Here is a 17122-nt window from a genome sequence, read left to right on the forward strand (position 1 = left end):
GAAATCAGAGTTACGTCTAGAAAAGTCCGCCTAAAAAGTGCAAAGAATCTGTATTTGAGGTACCGATTCTTTGACAAAATCAGGCAAATCCACCGATTCTTTTACTTATTTAGGCAGAAGTTACAGATTCTTTGCAGAAATCAGGCGCGCCCAGGCGCGACCGAGCATGTAGCGGATGTGCGCTTCGAGCACACCACCCGCCTGACGAGAAACCCCGTCCACTAGCAGCGCTTTCGCACAAGAAACCCGGCATCCACACGAAATGGATACCGGGTTGAAATCACTCGCAACTTGCGTACGCACGCGGCGCTGACCTGCAGCGTTGCCGTCGCCGCACTCGCGCCTTACTTGAAGTACTCGACACCGCCCTCGATGAGAGGCTGGAACTGGTCGCCAGCAGTGAGCTCAGGAATGTTCTTGTAGAGGCCCGCACCGGAGCGCTCTGTGTGGCCCATCTTGCCCAAAACGCGACCATCGGGGCTGGTAATGCCCTCGATAGCCAGGACGGAGCCGTTAGGGTTAACGGAGAAGTCCATGCTTGGAGTGCCTGTTGCGTCAACGTACTGCGTTGCAATCTGGCCGTTTGCCTTGAGTGTCTCAAGCAGCTCGTCGGAGGCAACAAAGCGGCCTTCTCCGTGGCTGATCGCAATGGTATGGATGTCGCCAAGTGCGCACTTAGAGAGCCATGGGGACATCGTGGACGCAACGCTGGTACGGACAAGCTGGCTTTGGTGACGGCCGATGGTGTTGAACGTCAGCGTTGGGCAGGTGTCGTCCATAGGGCGAATGTCGCCGTAAGGAACAAGTCCCAGCTTGATGAGCGCCTGGAAGCCGTTGCAGATGCCCAGCATAAGGCCATCGCGCTGCTGCAGAAGCTCACGAACAGCCTCAGTAACCTGAGGAGCACGGAAGAGTGCGCAGATAAACTTAGCAGATCCGTCGGGCTCGTCTCCGCCGGAGAAGCCGCCTGGAATCATAACAATCTGACTCTTCTTGATGGACTCTGCCAGCGCATTTGCGGACTCAACAATGTCCTGAGGAGTCAGGTTGTTGATGACCAGCGTGGTTGGGTCAGCGCCCGCACGCTCAAAGGCGCGCGCGACGTCGTATTCGCAGTTGTTACCAGGGAATACGGGGATGATGACACGTGGGCGAGCAGGTGCGATAAGGGCTGGACCAGCATAGGAGTGTCGTGTGGATGCACCGTCGAAGCTGATTTTCTCTACAGCCTCATCGGAGCCTCCGCGGTAAGGGAAGACCTCCTCAAGTGGGTGCTCCCATGCTTCTTGGAGCTCGGAGAGGTCGATCTTATCGCCACATGCGCTCAAGACGTACTCAGACGTGGTGACGCCCAGAGGAGCCACGCACACGCCGTCGACGTCGTCAACGGATACGCCGTCTGCCAGCTCAACGATGAAGGCACCGTAAGTTGGCGAGAAGAGCGCGTTGGCAGAAATCTCTGGAACCAGCTCAACACCCAGCTTGTTGCCTAGGCAGCTCTTGAAGAGAGCCTCGGCCACGCCGCCGTAACCTGGTGTAGTAATGGCAAGTGCGCTCTTGGACTGGACCAGGGTACTGACCAGCTTGTATGCGGTGAGCAGGGAGTCGTTATCGGGGAGAAGGCCGGACTCGTCGTAGGATGGAACAATGGAAATAAGCCTGTGACCTGCGTCTTTGAACTCGTTTGAGACAATCTTGTCTACCTTGGTAAGGCCGGTAGCAAACGAAACTAGCGTTGGCGGAACGTCTAGGTCCTCAAAGGTACCGGACATGGAGTCCTTGCCTCCGACAGCAGCAAGACCAAGGTTGACCTGTGCCATCAGCGCGCCAAGAAGGGCAGCGGCTGGCTTGCCCCAACGGTTAGGATTCTGGCCGAGCTTCTCGAAGTACTCCTGGAAGGTGAGGTAGAGGTCCTGGTACTTAAAGCCGGTTGCAACCAGCTTGGAAACGGACTCAACAACAGAGAGGTATGCGCCGCGGAACTGGTCGGCCTCCATGAGGTAGGGGTTAAAGCCCCAGGCCATGCCCGAGACGGTGTTGGTCTGGCCCATAACAGGAAGCTTAGCCACCATAGAGAGGGCAGGGGTCAGCTGACGAGCGCCACCGAATGGCATAAGGACGGTACCTGCGCCAATGGTGGAGTCAAAACGCTCGGAGAGGCCCTTGTTAGAGGCAACGTTTAGATCGCGTACCAGCGAGTGGAGTTTCTCGCCAAGAGTTGAGCCTGCCCAGGTGCGCTGGTAGGCAAGAGGCTTGGCCAGGCGCACGGTAATTGATTTAGGAGCGCCGTTTGAGGCGAGAAATGCGCGGCTAATGTTGACAATCTTCTGACCGCGCCAACGCATGACCAGGCGAGGGTCCTCGGTGACTGTTGCCACAATGGTTGCCTCGAGGTTTTCCTCGCGGGCGTATGCGCAGAACTGATCGACGTCTTTTGCCTCAAGTGCAACGGCCATGCGCTCCTGAGACTCAGAGATTGCCAGCTCAGTGCCATCAAGGCCGTCATACTTCTTAGGAACAGCATCCAGGTTGACGTCAAGGCCGTCGGCAAGCTCGCCAATAGCAACAGAAACGCCGCCTGCACCAAAGTCGTTGCAGCGCTTAATGAGCTTGCAAGCGTCTTCACGGCGGAAGAGGCGCTGAAGCTTGCGCTCAACAGGGGCGTTACCCTTCTGGACCTCGGCACCGTCGCGCTCAATGGAGCCAGCGTCGTGAGCCTTGGAAGAACCAGTTGCGCCGCCAATGCCGTCGCGACCAGTGCGGCCGCCGAGAAGAACGATGATGTCGCCATCTTCTGGGCGCTCGCGGCGAACGTGGCTTTGAGGAGTTGCGCCTACAACGGCACCAATCTCCATGCGTTTTGCAACATAGCCTGGGTGGTAGAGCTCAGAAACCTGGCCCGTAGCAAGGCCAATCTGGTTACCGTAGCTGGAATAACCTGCAGCTGCCGTACGAACAATGGTGCGCTGGGGAAGCTTTCCAGGAAGTGTTTGAGAAACAGGAACGGTTGGATCTGCAGCGCCTGTGACGCGCATTGCCTGGTAGACGTAGCTGCGGCCAGAAAGGGGATCGCGGATTGCGCCACCAATGCAGGTAGCTGCGCCACCAAAGGGCTCAATCTCGGTTGGGTGGTTGTGAGTCTCGTTCTTGAAGAGGAAGAGCCAGTCTTCGTCTTTGCCGTCAACGTCCACCTTGACTTTTACGGTACAGGCGTTGATTTCTTCAGACTCATCAAGATTGGTGAGGACGCCCTTCTCGCGAAGATACTTTGCACCAATAGTGGCCATATCCCAAAGAGAGACGGCGCGATCTTCTCGCCCAAGCTCTTTGCGCATGGAGAGGTACTTCTCAAACGCAGCCTTTACCAGGTCATCATCAATCTGCACGCCGGTAATTCCTGTGTTAAAGGTGGTGTGGCGGCAGTGGTCTGACCAGTAGGTATCAATGACGCGAATCTCGGTGATGGTAGGATCGCGCTGCTCATCGGTGAAGTACTGCTGGCAGAAGGTGAGGTCAGCCAGGTCCATAGCAAGACCGTGAGAAGCAATGAACTCCTTGAGACCGTCCTGGTCAAGGGTGTTAAAGCCCTTAAGAACCTCTACGTCAGCAGGCTCTGGAATGGAAATCTTGAGGGTCTCGGGCAGCTCAAGGGAAGCCTCGCGAGCCTCAACAGGGTTGATCAGGTAATTCTTGATGGCAGCAACGTCTGCCTCGGTGAGGTTTCCGGTCAGCACATAAATGCGTGCGGAGCGAACAAGAGGACGCTCACCCTGGCTAATAAGCTGCACACACTCAGCTGCGGAGTCTGCGCGCTGGTCAAACTGGCCAGGCAAAAACTCAACAGCAAACGTATGAACAGCCGCACCTTCAGAAGAAAACTCTGGCATGGTACGGCTGGCAAGATCGGACTGTGGCTCTGAGAAAACGGTGGGGATGCAGGACTCAAAGAGTTCCTCTGAAATTCCCTCAACATCGTAGCGGTTGAGCAGGTCAATGCGTTGTAACTCGGTAATACCAAGAAGGTCTTTCACTTCTTTGAGCAGGGCTTTTGCCTCGCCCTCGAAACCAGATTTTCTTTGGACGTAGACGCGCAGGACCATGGGGCCACCTTTCAATGCAAGCCTTGAACGCTTTTACTGGCTTTATTGTACGTTACTTAGGTGGACAAATTGGCGCTTGTCGAGAAAAGAAAAATGGGTTGTAACAGAGCGTTAAAAATACAAATTTATTAGTTAAAAGTTTTTACGCCAGTACAAAGACAAGGGCGATAAAACAGGCGGTTATGCCCAAGGCAATTACTTCGCGAGCGCCAAAGGTTGGCTGATGCCAACGTGTGCGAGAAGCCCCTGCTACATAGTGGCGAGCATCAAGTGCCTTGGAAAGGTTGTTGGCGTGTCTGAGCGAGCTTGCTAAAAGCGCCACCACAATGGAGAAAGTTGCACGAAGTCTTTTAGGAAGCGAGCCTGAAGCAACGTCTCCTGCGCGAGCAGTTTGGGCCTCGGAAATGGACACGGCGTCGCCCGCAAGTGTTGGAATAAAGCGCAGCATAAGCGAGAAAATCATGGCAATTTCTTTACCGGGAAGGCCAATTTTTGAGAGCGGTGAGCAAGCTGCTTCAAAGGCGTTGCCCAGATCAGTCTGAGTGGTGGTCAGCAGAAGTAACGCACCCATCAAAATTGCAGCTAAAATGCGCACGGGGTAGAGAAAAGCGCTCCATGCTCCCACATCAGTGATGGTAAAGATTGACCAGGAAACAAGCACAGTTCCTTCTCGCGTAAGCAACAGGTTAAAGAGAGAAAGGAAGATGAGCAGCCAAGCAAGTGGGATGATTGATACAAGCACTTGTTTGATGGGGATTTTTGCCAGAGCTAGTAGGCAAAGTGCACCTACTACCAGCAGCGCAAGCTGTGGTGCCGTGCGGATAAAAAACGTTGTGAGCATCAAAAGAAGTGCAGCCAGGCACTTAACGTTGGGATTAAGCCTATGGATGAGCGAGTCCCCGTGATAGTACTGGCCGACAGAAATCTTAAGCGCCATAGCGGCCTCCTTGTGTGAGGTCGCTGGGCTGTGCGGCGCTGTCCTGTGCGGCGCCGACCAGAGCATCTACCAGCTCAGATAGGGTTAAAGGTTCTCCCAGGTTGATTCCTGTAGTGCGGGACAGGCGCTGTGCCCACGCAAGCGCATGAGGAATGCCCAGTCCAAGCTCCTGGAATTCTGCCTCTGTGAAATGAGTAAATGTTTGATAAGGCGTACCAGAGAACACCAGGTCACCCTCGTGGAGCACGATAATCTGGTCAGTTTCTGCCGCATCCTCCATCGAGTGTGTGAGTTCAATAACGGTGCAGCCGTCTTCAAGAACGGCGTTGATAATTTTTCTGAGCTCAGAGCAATAGTAGGGGTCAAGTCCGCTGGTAGGCTCATCAAGCACGAGCACCTTTGGCTGCATAGCAATAACGCCCGCAAGTGCGCAAAGTCTCTGTTGACCACCAGAAAGCTCAAAAGGGGATGCATCTGCCTTGTGGGAAAGACCGACAAGTTTCAGAGCGTCATTTACAGCGATTGTTATATCGCAGGCAGAAAGACTCAGGTTAGAGGGGCCAAACGCCACGTCTTCGGCAACCGTCTGTGCAAAAAGCTGGCGCTCTGGTCGCTGCATGACGTAGCCAACAATACCGTGAAGTTTTCTGCGGTTTTGCTTCTGTCGAGTATCCAGTCCAGCCACGCAGAGGCTTCCGGAATCAGGCGTATCAAGTGCACAAATCAAGCGCGCAAGGGTGGACTTGCCCGAACCAGTGGAGCCAATAACGGCAACATGCGAGCCTTTTTGCACGTCAACCGAGATGTTTTTGAGCACAGGTTTCTGGTACGAGAACGTAACGTCGCGCACGGAAACCGCCGCTGACTCGGATGCGTTTCTGATCGCAGCCACGTCACGGTTGGTAGCAGCTGTTCCGCAGCTTTCAGCCACGCCGCCCTTCTCGCCCTGCGCCGCTGTGGCGAGAAGCCCCGTCAGCTCGTTAAGCACGCGCTCAGCCGAAGGTGATTTGCACACGACAACTCCGCGGTTGTTGAGCGCCTGCGCCACCTGATAGGCAAACGGCTCTTCAAGATGCAGGCATTCAACTAGCTCGTGCTGTTCAAAGAGGGCTTCAGGCGTTCCCTCAAACGCAACGCGACCGTCGTCCAAGGCAATCACGTGGTCAGCGGAAACCACTTCGTCCATGAAATGCGTTACGTGAACAATAGTCTTTCCAGCTGCACGGAGTTTCTCGACAAGGCCCATGACGTTATTTCTATGCACAACGTCAAGAGCTGCGGAAGGTTCGTCAAGAATCAGGATTTGCGGTTTCATGACCAGCGCGCCCGAGATGGCCACGCGCTGCTGCTGGCCGCCTGAAAGCATCTGTGGATTTTCTGACGCAAACTCGGTGAGAGTCCCAAGTTCAATCTGCTGTTCTACCAGCGGTGTTATCTGGTCACTGGGCACCTGAAGGTTCTCCAGACCAAAGGCAATGTCGTCTGCGACTACGCTGCAGATAATCTGATCCTCAGGATTTTGGAAGACTAGGCCCAGCTGTGGACGAATGGTTTTGTACGCCTCAAAGTTTACTTGGCCGTCATTGACAACGGTGGTTCCCAAAAAGGTAACGGTGCCCTCGTCAGGCGCGGTAAGGCCAGAGAGAATTGAGGCCACCGTGGACTTGCCCGATCCGTTTGCGCCAACAATACAGGTACGTTTACCTGCCGGAATAGAAAACGAGACGTGGTCTAAGGCAACTACGTCCTTTGCGTGCACAAAGGTCACGTCTAAAAGCGTTGCAGCTATAGGGAGGTCCTGAGTTTGTGCAGCGCTTTCAGACGTGTATGTATCTGGGGAGTTGTCCAGCAGACTACTCACCGTTTTTGATGCTCTCAAAAAGTGAGGTAGCTGAGCGCATAATCACAACAAAGATGATGCTGTTGATGGCAACCTTTACCACGTTGAAGGGGAGAAGAGCAGGGACAATCAGTCCGCTTACCGCCTCGACGCTCATGCCGGTGTAGATTGGGGTAACTACAAGGTTGCCCAGAATGCATGCGACAACGCTGACAACGCTGCCCACAATCAGGGCAAGTATCAGCTGCTTGATCTTCTCGGAACGGTTATACACAATCAGCGAAACAGGCAAAACGTAGGTAAGTGTTGCCAGAATTGCCATGATAGTGCCGTAAATTCCGGATTCCGTAGTGAGGTGCAGAAGGTAGGGAAGCACCGAGACGATCGCGCCTGCAGCAGGGCCAAAAGCTACGCCTGCGAGCAGGGCAAAGACTCCCGATGGATCGTACTTCAAAAACGTCACACCTGGAATCAGGGGGAACTGAAGCACCATGGTGCTGATTGCAGCAGCTGCACAAAGCATGGCGAGAATAGCGATTCTCTTGGTAGACCAGCCGTTAGAAGATGCGGTTGTTGCGTGGGTTGAGTGGGATGAAGCCATAAAAGTCTCCGTTTCTGACATCCGGACTGTACCGTTGGTCCTGGACTTTAACCAGGTTAACCGCCTTTTTGCGGGTCGCGGACTTGATGGCTTATAGAACTGGGTTGTTACAAACCCTAAAGCTCGGCCACCTTACCACCAGTAGGTAATTGCAACCATTTCTGAAACATATCGATATTCACTATAGCAGAGTTAACAGCTGATAACTCGCAAAAGAGGATGGACATTTCTTTGACAGAATTGCAAAAGAAACTGTTTTATCGTTCCAGAATCATGATTTTCTCGGCCCAACGTCATGATTTTCTCGCCCCAACGCCACGTTTTTCTCGCTTGCGATAAACTATAAAAAGTAACTTACTAAGGAGCGTGTTACATGTCTGAAAGTGGCTATGACTTACAAAGCCTGGCCGGAAAGCTTTGCTCGATTGTTGGAGAAGAGAACGTCCTGGTAGACGAGCCAATGAGCGAGCACACCACCTTTAAAGTGGGTGGACCTGCGGATCTCTATGTCATCCCTGATGATCCCGATGAGGTTAAAGAGATTCTCCTTGCGGTTAAAGACGCAGAAGCTCCTTATTTTATTCTCGGCTACGGCTCTGACCTGCTTGTTTCTGATGCAGGATATCGCGGCGTCATTATTGCCGTCGCTGACGGCCTGACCGGCGTAAGCATCGACGACACCGAGATGACCTGCCAGGCCGGCGTTGGCCTTAAAGAGGCTTCTGAGATGGCCTGTGAGCTGGACCTTTCTGGACTTGAGTTTGCCTGTGGCATCCCAGGTTCTGTGGGCGGCGCATGCTTCATGAACGCAGGCGCTTACGACGGCTGCATCGCTGACGTGCTCAAATCCGTCCGTGTCCTTCTCGCCGACGGCACCTTTGCTACGCTGGACGCTTCCGAGCTTGACCTGGGTTATCGTCACAGCAGAATCGCTGATGAGGGCATGATTGTGCTTTCTGCCACGTTCAATCTTCACCGTGCGGATGGCGAGAAGATCCGCGAAAAGATGGAAGAGTTCACGCGCGCTCGCGAGGAAAAGCAGCCTCTTGAGCTGCCTTCCGCTGGTTCAACTTTCAAGCGTCCTGAGGGTCACTTTGTTGGCAAGCTTGTCACCGACGCTGGTCTTAAGGGCTATCGCTTTGGCGGTGCCGGTGTTTCCGATAAGCATGCTGGTTTTGTGGTCAACTACGACAACGCTACTGCTGCTGAGGTTCATGCTGTTATCGAGCATGTTCAGGCAGAGGTCAAGCGCCAGTTTGATGTTGAGCTCCACCCCGAGGTAAGGTTCCTCGGAGAGTAGTGAGCCGCGGCTCACACCCATCCACAACGGATTACACGCGTCTGCACGGCGCTGTCGCATCCGCAACGGATCACTCGCGTCTGCGCGGCACTGTCGCGCCCGCAACGGGTCGCACGCGTCCGCGCGGCACTGTTTCGTCCGCAACGAATCGCTACGATAGCTCCGCAAGAAAACGGGGAAGTCCGTCGGTAGAAATCGGCTCCTCCATACCTGCGACAAGAGGACGCAGATAGGTCAGGGCAGTGTCGGTAACGTTGAAGCCGTCTTCGGAGATCATTTCTCGAGGTACAAGCTTTACCTTGTTAGCAACATCGGCGACAGGGGTGGCGCGAATCTCCGAAGTATATGGGACATCAGAAGTTCGGTGAACGCCTACCATAACACCGGTTTTACCTTGGAGAACAGCTTCAACTCCTGCAGCACCGAGCGCTTCTGCCTCGTCCAAGTCAACCTTGCTAGCAGCATGCGAAGCGCAACGCTGCAGCGTATTGAGCTCAATGCCGCGAGACTTTACGTCCAGTTGATCCTTGGCTAGCTGCGACAAGTATTGAGCCGTTCCGGATTGTGCCGCGAGGTGGCCAAACGTGTCAATCGCAACGGATTTTGCATCAAAAAGGAAACTACCATCTGCGTGATGAACGCCCTCGCTAACAACTACAATCACGTTGTTTTTCTCGCGAAGTCGCTGCTCAATGGTGGAAAGTAGCGCGTGTTCATCAAGCGGAACCTCGGGCAGGAGGACAAAATCCGGGGCAGTTCCGCAAATATCTTGTGCCAGCGCACCAGCTGCCGTGAGCCAGCCGGCGTCGCGACCCATGGCTTCGATAAACGTGACGTTTTTGCTGTTGTAGACGCCGCCGTCGCGGGTGAGCTCGGCGGTTACGGACGCAACGAATCGCGCCGCGCTACCAAAGCCGGGGGTGTGATCGGTGCCCTCAAGGTCGTTGTCGATGGTTTTTGGCACACCTACAACGCGAACGGCACTGTCTACCTGGGCAAAGTATCGAGACAACTTGTCCGTTGTGTCCATGGAATCGTTTCCGCCGATGTAAAGCACGGCATCTACCTGGTATTTCTTGAGCTGCGCATCAATCTGCTGGTAGATAGGGGAGATGGCTGCGGATTCTGAGTTGTCAGCAAGCTCCGGCAGCTTAAAGCGGCAGCTACCCAGCCAGCTTGATGGCGTTTTCCTTAGGAGCTGGAGGTTCTTCTCGCCAGGATTTGTGGATGCGTGGTTGGACGATCCGGATTCAGACGCTGTAAGTTCAAGTGCTTCCACCAGATCAACGACGCCGCCCTCAAGAAATCCCTGGATTCCGTTGCGCATCCCGAGCACTCGGAGGCCCTGGGCGTGAGCTGCGCGAATAACACCCGCAAGCGATGCATTGATGGCTGCAGTCGGCCCGCCCGACTGTCCAACCAGGATTGTGCGTATTACATGCTCTGATGTGGTGTTCATGGCGCCTCGGATTCTTGAGAGTTGACATATCAAGTATAACCGCGGTGGGATGCTGCGGTGCCGTTATATCGACTGACGGAACATCCTCAAAAAACTGCAGATAAAACCAGACTCAATAGCCCAAATACATCGTGGAGCAGCTTTGGTTATAGAATTTGAATTTAATCACGTACGCTCAATTCACTATTATGCATAATTTCTATCTGATATACATAATTATGAATGAAGATATATCAAAGATTTAATTACCCTTAATTTCAGAGTTAAGCAAACACATCTATGTCGGATAATCTGCAAAATCAAGGATAAAAAACACATCTAATAACGATATTCTGCATGAGATAAGTATTTTCAACGAAATGTATACGCATTTTCGGCAGATTATCCGACATAGGTGTGTTCGGGTGTTTCAAACTAGGTTCGGATGCGCCTACGGGATCCTTACACCTGCTACAAACATCGGACGTGGCGAGAAACCCGCAGTTCACGCAGTCGTTCCCAGACCCACACTCGCACCCGTTCCCAGACCCGCACTCGCACCCGGACCCGCACCGCCCCCGACGTTCGTGCCGCAGCGCCCGCGCAGCACCCGCGCGCACAAAAAAGCCGCACCTCAAATGAGATGCGGCTTCGTAGCTTCTAGCAGTCTAAACGGCGTTGCAGTTCGGTCGGGCCGGACACGCGCCGTCTAGCGTACAACCTGCGAGTTTAACGAAGGTTGTAGAAAGCGTCCATGCCCAGGTACTCAGCACCCTCAGCGAGGTCATCCTCGATGCGGAGAAGCTGGTTGTACTTAGCAACACGCTCGGTACGAGCAGGTGCACCAGTCTTGATCTGACCAGCGTTGGTTGCAACAACAAGGTCAGCAATGGTTGTGTCCTCGGTCTCACCGGAACGGTGGGAGACAACAGCGGTGTAACCTGCGCGCTTAGCCATCTCGATAGCCTCGAGGGACTCGGTCAGGGTACCAATCTGGTTGACCTTGATGAGGATGGAGTTACCAGCGTGAACCTCAATGCCCTTCTTCAGGCGCTGAGTGTTGGTAACAAAGAGGTCGTCGCCGACGAGCTGGATCTTCTTGCCCAGACGCTGGGTAAGGATCTTCCAACCGTCCCAGTCCTCCTCTGCAAGGCCATCCTCGATGGAGACGATTGGGAACTTCTCGACCATTTCCTCGTAGTAAGCAACCATTTCCTCGGAGGTAAGGGAGCGACCCTCGCCCTTGAGGTCATACTTGCCGGTCTCCTTGTTGTAGAACTCAGAAGAAGCTGGGTCCATAGCAAAGCGGAAGTCCTTGCCAAGCTCAAAGCCAGCAGCCTTAACAGCCTCGGCAAGAAGCTCAAGTGGCTCCTCGTTGGACTTAAGGTCTGGAGCAAAGCCGCCCTCGTCACCAACACCGGTGTTGAGGCCCTGGGACTTCAGAGTGTCCTTGAGGGTGTGGTAGACCTGTGCGCACCAGCGAAGAGCGGTGGTGAAGTCAGGAGCACCAACAGGCATAATCATGAACTCCTGGAAGTCAACGTTGTTGTCAGCGTGGACGCCACCGTTGAGGACGTTCATCATAGGAACAGGAAGAGTGTGAGCGTTTGCGCCACCGAGGTAAGCGTAAAGTGGAAGCTCAGCAGAAGCAGCTGCAGCGTGAGCAACAGCAAGAGAAACGCCGAGAATAGCGTTTGCGCCGAGGCGACCCTTGTTTGGAGTGCCGTCAAGCTTGATCATAGCGAGGTCAAGGCCGCGCTGATCCTCTGCGTCCCAACCAATGACAAGGTCGCGGATCTCAGTGTTGACGTGCTCAACTGCCTTCAGAACGCCCTTGCCCAGGTAACGGCTCTTGTCGCCGTCGCGAAGCTCTACAGCCTCGAACTCACCAGTGGAAGCACCGGAAGGAACGATTGCACGACCAAAGGAACCGTCGTCAAGAACAACCTCAACCTCAACGGTTGGATTGCCACGGGAATCGAGGACCTCACGTGCGTGAACATCAAAAATCTGGCTCATAGCTCACCTTTCTTTAGGTTTAACATTTTGCTGATTGCACAGACATAAATAGTATACCCATTCTGTTATGTGGTGTGTATTGTAATTACACAGAGTATTAGTCCAGAAGTAGATACTATTTGACCAGGCAGAGAGACTATTTGACTGGACAAAGAAAGTATTTGACCAGGCAGATGCACTGTCCACCTGGTCAAATAGAAAATGCCTGCAGAATTATGTAGAATTCTGCGGAATTGTTAGGTAAATATATAAATTATTTTTGAGGATACACAACAACCAGCAGCATCTTGAACTCTTCTGGAGCCTGAAGCGCATGTGGGTGACCAAGTGGCATCACAATAGACTGGCCTGCCTCAAGGGTGTAGACATCGTCATCGATGGTAATGCTTGCGCGTCCCTCAAGAATGGTGACAAATGCGTCGCCGCCCGCGCGATGGCTTGCGATCTCTTCACCTGCGCCAAAACCAAAAAGGGTAACGCTGACGGCATCGTTTTGCGCAAGAGTCTTGCTGATGACCTGGCCAGAAAGGCATGCAACCTGGTCTTTAAGGGTTACCACAGTCTTTGCATCGATGTTCTTCATGACACCAGGAATCAATTCTTCGGACATACTAACCTCCAACGGTAAATGTTATCGATGACTAGCATTTACCCGAACTAGCCGTCTTCAATCAGTAAATTTCCAAAAAATCGCAGGTAGAAATTGCTTTTTTTAAAGCAATTTACTGAGCAGCGGAGTCATCTTTCCCTGAGAGGCCACCATCACATGATGCATCGCGCGCGACAGTGCGGTATAGAGCCTACGGCGAGAAATTCCGTCTGCTTTATACACTTCCTCTTGTGCATCGGCAACGATGACCTGATCAAACTCAAGGCCCTTTGCCAGTGCAAGGTCGAGAAGAACAACGCCCTTCGCGGGTAGGGAATCGTGGCTGGTGAGCACCTTGACCGCAGACCCTTCCAGCTGCTTGGCAAGCCAGCGAACACGAGACTTCTCGGTACACACAATGGCGGTCAGCCCGTCAAACTCTTGTGCCTGCTCAATAAGGGACTTCATAGTCTGCAGGTACTCGGCGCGCTCAGTATCTTTGTTGTCAGCGACCACCTCAAAAAACTCAGGTTTTTTGCCGCCGCGTTGAACGGAGCTTGTCTGGCCACGCTCTTCTTCGCTCAAAAGCGAGGTAAACAGTGCGGTAATCTCGGGAGAGGAGCGGTAGCTGGTCAGAAGCTTACAGGTAGAAACAGCGCCCTCGCCGTGTGTTGCACTAAAGATCTTCTCAATCTGCTCAAACGTTGCGGTATCTTCCCAAATTGCCTGGTTAGAGTCGCCCAAAAGCAGAAAGTGCGCACGCGAGAAGTACTTTCCAAGCACCATAAGCTGCGTTTCGGTGTAGTCTTGGACCTCGTCAATCATGACAAACTTGATGTTTTTCTCGCCAGCGCCTGTGATAAGAAGACGCAGGTAAACACATTCGGCGCCGCTGAGTGCGGAGGCGTTGAGCATACGCATGCCAATGCGGTCGATGCGCAGCCAGGAAGCGGACTCGATGACCTCGTGCGCAGAGGCAAAACGCCAGTTGAGGAACTCGCGGGTGCGCGCCAGAACTTCTTCCTCGTCGGAAGGGCTGATGGTGCGACCAAAGACCTCAAGCTGCTGCTCAACGTCAAGGGAGAGCATCTCTTCCTGGATTTCGTCGTTGTGAGCCATCTGGCCAAGTCTGCGCTCCAGGCGGGTGTGGAGCTCGTCTTTGGCAAGTGCAATGAGGCGCGGTCCCACAGGGAATTGTGAGAACTTTGCCACAGAACTAGCCACCTGAGCTGGCTTAATAAGCGTGGTTCCTTCAACAGAAATGGCCTTGAAGTCGTCTTCATAGAGCTCAAGTGTGGCAAGTTGCTCTTCAAGTTTCTTCAGAGACTCGGGGTTGTTGTGGGCGCCCGAAGCGTGGTCGGCCAGACCTAAAGCCTTGAGGAAAGAATCCCAGGTAAATACCTGCGGATTGTGCTCGCCCATGCTAGGCAAAACGGTATTGATGTAGCGACCAAACATCTCGTTAGGAGTGAACAGGTACACCTGATCTGCGGTAAGTGTGGTGCGCTGCTGGTAGAGAAGGTACGCAATACGCTGCAGCAAAACGGACGTTTTGCCCGAGCCTGCAATACCGTTGACCAGCAGAACCGGCACATCCTCGTGCCTGACAACAACGTTTTGTTCGCGCTGGATAGTTGCGGTGATGGCCTGCAGTTTCTCGGTGTGTTGACGTTTCAGAGCGGCAAGCAGCAGAGAGTCTTCAATGGCAACCGTTGTGTCAAAGTAGAGGTTCAGCTTGTCGCGCGTGATGTCAAATTGTCGTCTAAGTTCCAGTTCAACCGTTCTTTTCTTGCCGTCTACCTGGTACGACGTAGTACCCATCTCTTGGTTGTAATACGTCTCGGCAACGGGGCTGCGCCAGTCAACAATAAGCGGTGTACGGTCTTTGTCGGTGATGCCTGCCGCACCAATGTACACATCGCGAGAAGGACGTCCAGGTCGCATCTTGAGCGTGACCTTGGCAAAGTAAGGCTGCCTCAAGAGAATTTCGACGCGACCGAGTTTCTCGACAGTAAAATCGTGGTACTGGTTGTAGGTATCAATAACGCTGTTGAGCGTCTCAATAGCCGCAAGGGTCTCGATGGTTTCGTCCGCTCCACCAAAGTCTGGGCGGATTTCTTCACTCATCTGACGAAGGTCTCTAGCTGCATCTTTTTGCGTGGTGTTGAGCGTTGTGTCCAAATCCTCACGAATCTCAACAAGTTTTTGGTATACGTGGGAGAGGTGCTCTTGCTCTTGCTGGTGGATTGGATCCATGATGCTCCTAGATAGTTGCGTCTTCGATGCGGCGGCGCAACTCGTCAATGCCCAGGCCGGTCTCGGATGAGGTAATAATGGCCTGTTCAGGGGTGATGTGGAATGCCTTGCGCAGGGCGGCCGCGGCTTGATTTTGCTTGCCGCGTGCAATTTTATCTGCCTTGGTAAACGCAACTACAAAGGGCAAATCAGCCTCTTGGAGAAAGCTAATCATCTGCAGATCAAGTTTTTGAGCTTCGTGTCTGATATCAACAAGACTAATGACCAGGTTAAAGCTACGTTCTTGCTCAAAGTAACCACCGATGAGGTCTGCCCAGCGCTGTTTTTCTTGGCGAGAAACTCGTGCAAATCCGTATCCAGGCAAGTCTACAAATTTGACGCCATCAACATCAAAGAAGTTGATATTAGCGGTTTTGCCTGGAACACTTGAAACTCGTGCCAGCTGTTTTCTGCCAATAAGTTTATTTAAGAGGGAAGACTTTCCCACGTTTGAGCGGCCCACAAAAGCCACCTCTGGGGTCTCTGGAGAAGGAAGTTGTGAAATTGCCCCGTATGATGCCTCATATTGTGCGGTTTCATACTTAAGACCCATGATGCCTCCCATTGCGCTTCAAAAACGTAAGGTATTATTTTAGCGCAAACTGGGAGGTAGCTAACAATCCATTCATCCGTAGTGGGAGGGGTGGCACGATCTGTAGTAGGAGCGGTGAAATCTGTAGTAGGAGCGGTGAAACCTGTAGCTGGAGAGGTAAGAATTGCTACAAAGACACTCGAATTCGTTTTTCTACAGGCAGGCGAGAAACAAGCAAATCAAACGTTGTGTCAGTAATCGGATTTCTATAGATTTCCTCTCCTGTGAGATTTACTACATAAGGCACATGAAGAACATATGAAGTGTGCGGTTTGATGGCAATTCGCGAAGTGGTTATATTTGGCTGGACAAGCGGCCAAAGGGAATTTTCATTTCCTAAATCGCAAATGTAATAGGTGTTGTTGGCTTGTGGAATTAAAACCGTGCCGAGAAAATCTATTCCTCCTACAGGCTCAGTCTCTTCTCTATCATTTTTAAGTTCTATAGTTACATCAATCACACTTGTTTGATTGCCATGAGCATTGGGATGTTGTGGCGTAATACCATGTTTTTCCAGATAACCGTCATATGTGGTTAGAGAAATTTCAGTTATTCGTATTGAATATCCCTTTGTATTCTCAGAAGACGAATAATGAAAATTTCCATCGAGGGGGACCCATTCTCCCATTTGATAAATCTCTTCAGGGATAGTTAGTGCATGGGTATTTATCCACCAAACTCTGTAGCCAAGAGCACAAACCAGTACAAGGCTTATGACAATTGCAAATAATGGTAGTTTGCTTTTTAGTTTCATGATGCACGTCTTTGCACGTCGATTTTCTCGACAGTTTTACCGAGCTTCATTTTGTAAATTACATCGCAGACAACCTCTAAGAATTCAGCATCATGACTTGATATGAGAAGTGTTGCACCTCTATCTCTTTGTTCAACAATGAGCTCTGTGAGCATATGGACACCGTCTTCATCAAGAGCATTTGTTGGTTCGTCAAGAATAATTAAATCTGGCTGCTCAAAAAACGCCATGGCAATTCCTAAGCGTTGCTTCATGCCAAGGGAGTATTTTCTAACAGGTCTTTTGTCTTTAGGATCAAGTCCTACTTTTTTAATTGCAGCATCAATATCTTGTTCAGACGCAATTTGTTTTATTGACGAGAGAATCTCTAGGTTCTTACGACCGCTATATGAGCTGAGAAGTGCTGGTTTTTCTAGGAGTAGACCAACACTTGGTGGGAAATCTATATCATCCCAGAGTTTTTTATTTTCAATAGAAACATATCCTTGGGTAGGTTTAATGAGGCCACAGACCGCTCGCATAAGCATTGTTTTACCAGAGCCGTTTTGGCCTTCGAGACCAATTATCCCTCTCTTTTCCAGGGATAATGTGACATCCTTGAGGACAGTATCGTTTCCGATTTCCTTTGTTAGATGTTCAACTGAAATGTACGACATG

General features: G+C 52.2%; 12 protein-coding genes and 1 riboswitch. Of the genes, 1 reads left to right on the forward strand and 11 read right to left on the reverse strand.

Translation table 11 applies throughout. The annotated features are described in order from the left end of the window. Window positions 1-344: 344 nt before the first annotated feature. From HMPREF1647_RS05345 to HMPREF1647_RS05360, 4 genes are all read right to left on the reverse strand, one after another. The gene (locus HMPREF1647_RS05345) at window positions 345-4100 is read right to left on the reverse strand and encodes a phosphoribosylformylglycinamidine synthase (protein WP_035432792.1); all 3756 of its coding nucleotides are present in this window, start codon (window positions 4098-4100) and stop codon (window positions 345-347) included. A 142-nt stretch (window positions 4101-4242) separates the two neighbouring features. Next, window positions 4243-5037 carry an energy-coupling factor transporter transmembrane component T family protein gene (locus tag HMPREF1647_RS05350; RefSeq protein WP_035432794.1) on the reverse strand — a complete coding sequence of 265 codons (795 nt, stop codon included), beginning with the start codon at window positions 5035-5037 and terminating at the stop codon, window positions 4243-4245. After that, window positions 5027-6898: an ABC transporter ATP-binding protein gene (locus HMPREF1647_RS05355; RefSeq protein ID WP_035432796.1), complete on the reverse strand. Its 1872-nt coding sequence runs from the start codon at window positions 6896-6898 to the stop codon at window positions 5027-5029. Before HMPREF1647_RS05355 ends, HMPREF1647_RS05350 begins: the two co-directional genes overlap by 11 nt. Beyond that, a complete protein-coding gene (locus tag HMPREF1647_RS05360; RefSeq protein ID WP_052039155.1) occupies window positions 6891-7478 on the reverse strand; it encodes an ECF transporter S component in 588 nt (195 codons plus the stop codon). Before HMPREF1647_RS05360 ends, HMPREF1647_RS05355 begins: the two co-directional genes overlap by 8 nt. Window positions 7479-7483: 5 nt before the next feature. Continuing rightward, window positions 7484-7651: riboswitch (FMN riboswitch) on the reverse strand. 200 nt (window positions 7652-7851) lie between these two features. Between HMPREF1647_RS05360 and murB the strand changes: the two genes are divergently transcribed. Beyond that, window positions 7852-8778 (forward strand): UDP-N-acetylmuramate dehydrogenase, encoded by a 927-nt coding sequence (gene murB, locus HMPREF1647_RS05365; RefSeq protein ID WP_035432800.1) that lies wholly within the window; start codon window positions 7852-7854, stop codon window positions 8776-8778. 151 nt (window positions 8779-8929) lie between these two features. Here murB and HMPREF1647_RS05370 read toward each other — a convergent pair whose 3' ends face one another. The 7 genes from HMPREF1647_RS05370 to HMPREF1647_RS05400 form a co-directional block, all read right to left on the reverse strand. Then, window positions 8930-10237, reverse strand: a complete 1308-nt coding sequence (locus tag HMPREF1647_RS05370; protein WP_035432803.1) for a 6-phosphofructokinase — start codon at window positions 10235-10237, stop codon at window positions 8930-8932. A 708-nt stretch (window positions 10238-10945) separates the two neighbouring features. Continuing rightward, complete coding sequence (eno, locus tag HMPREF1647_RS05375) at window positions 10946-12235, reverse strand: phosphopyruvate hydratase (protein ID WP_035432805.1); 1290 nt, start codon at window positions 12233-12235, stop codon at window positions 10946-10948. A gap of 253 nt (window positions 12236-12488) precedes the next feature. Next, the gene (locus tag HMPREF1647_RS05380) at window positions 12489-12845 is read right to left on the reverse strand and encodes a cupin domain-containing protein (protein ID WP_035432807.1); all 357 of its coding nucleotides are present in this window, start codon (window positions 12843-12845) and stop codon (window positions 12489-12491) included. Window positions 12846-12947: 102 nt separating this feature from the next. Further along, window positions 12948-15080: a HelD family protein gene (locus HMPREF1647_RS05385; protein WP_035432809.1), complete on the reverse strand. Its 2133-nt coding sequence runs from the start codon at window positions 15078-15080 to the stop codon at window positions 12948-12950. A gap of 7 nt (window positions 15081-15087) precedes the next feature. Then, entirely contained in the window at window positions 15088-15672 is a 585-nt protein-coding gene (yihA, locus tag HMPREF1647_RS05390; RefSeq protein ID WP_035427802.1) for a ribosome biogenesis GTP-binding protein YihA/YsxC, read from the reverse strand. 166 nt (window positions 15673-15838) lie between these two features. Then, a complete protein-coding gene (locus tag HMPREF1647_RS05395) occupies window positions 15839-16465 on the reverse strand; it encodes a DUF5028 domain-containing protein (protein ID WP_035432811.1) in 627 nt (208 codons plus the stop codon). Further along, on the reverse strand, window positions 16462-17121 hold the full coding sequence (locus HMPREF1647_RS05400) for an ATP-binding cassette domain-containing protein (RefSeq protein ID WP_035432813.1): 660 nt from the start codon (window positions 17119-17121) through the stop codon (window positions 16462-16464). The genes HMPREF1647_RS05395 and HMPREF1647_RS05400 overlap by 4 nt, the downstream gene beginning before the upstream one ends. Window position 17122 lies beyond the last annotated feature (1 nt).

This window comes from Lancefieldella parvula DNF00906 (assembly GCF_000758945.1).
GTDB lineage: Bacteria > Actinomycetota > Coriobacteriia > Coriobacteriales > Atopobiaceae > Lancefieldella > Lancefieldella parvula_C.

Bases quoted from the DNA above. Each gene is read 5' to 3' on its own strand.
- HMPREF1647_RS05360 (WP_052039155.1), bottom strand. From the start codon at position 7,478: ATGGCTTCATCCCACTCAACCCACGCAACAACCGCATCTTCTAACGGC.
- eno (WP_035432805.1), bottom strand. From the start codon at position 12,235: ATGAGCCAGATTTTTGATGTTCACGCACGTGAGGTCCTCGATTCCCGT.
- HMPREF1647_RS05345 (WP_035432792.1), bottom strand. From the start codon at position 4,100: ATGGTCCTGCGCGTCTACGTCCAAAGAAAATCTGGTTTCGAGGGCGAG.
- yihA (WP_035427802.1), bottom strand. From the start codon at position 15,672: ATGGGTCTTAAGTATGAAACCGCACAATATGAGGCATCATACGGGGCA.
- HMPREF1647_RS05350 (WP_035432794.1), bottom strand. From the start codon at position 5,037: ATGGCGCTTAAGATTTCTGTCGGCCAGTACTATCACGGGGACTCGCTC.
- HMPREF1647_RS05395 (WP_035432811.1), bottom strand. From the start codon at position 16,465: ATGAAACTAAAAAGCAAACTACCATTATTTGCAATTGTCATAAGCCTT.
- murB (WP_035432800.1), top strand. From the start codon at position 7,852: ATGTCTGAAAGTGGCTATGACTTACAAAGCCTGGCCGGAAAGCTTTGC.
- HMPREF1647_RS05400 (WP_035432813.1), bottom strand. From the start codon at position 17,121: ATGTCGTACATTTCAGTTGAACATCTAACAAAGGAAATCGGAAACGAT.
- HMPREF1647_RS05380 (WP_035432807.1), bottom strand. From the start codon at position 12,845: ATGTCCGAAGAATTGATTCCTGGTGTCATGAAGAACATCGATGCAAAG.
- HMPREF1647_RS05385 (WP_035432809.1), bottom strand. From the start codon at position 15,080: ATGGATCCAATCCACCAGCAAGAGCAAGAGCACCTCTCCCACGTATAC.
- HMPREF1647_RS05370 (WP_035432803.1), bottom strand. From the start codon at position 10,237: ATGAACACCACATCAGAGCATGTAATACGCACAATCCTGGTTGGACAG.